Raw genomic sequence first — 287 nt, forward strand, 5'->3', positions numbered from 1 at the left:
CTCAGCATGTGGCCGGATAACCGTATCGCCCGTGACGCGCACTATCTTTACCGGTATGACCGTCACGGCAGGCTGACAGAGAAAACCGACCTCATCCCGGAAGGGGTTATCCGCACGGATGATGAGCGGACTCACCGGTACCATTACGACAGTCAGCACCGGCTGGTGCACTACACGCGGACACAATATGAAGAGCCGCTGGTCGAAAGTCGCTATCTTTACGACCCGCTGGGCCGCAGGGTGGCAAAACGGGTATGGCGGCGTGAACGGGACCTGACGGGCTGGAT

General features: G+C 59.6%; 1 protein-coding gene. It reads left to right on the forward strand.

Annotated elements, in window-relative coordinates; genetic code table 11:
- A partial coding sequence (locus tag RTW80_RS28785; protein ID WP_267665915.1) for a hypothetical protein occupies positions 1–287 on the forward strand: 287 nt, incomplete at both ends.

Origin of the sequence: Escherichia sp. AM3 (assembly GCF_032029835.1) — a bacterium.
Lineage (GTDB): Bacteria > Pseudomonadota > Gammaproteobacteria > Enterobacterales > Enterobacteriaceae > Escherichia > Escherichia coli.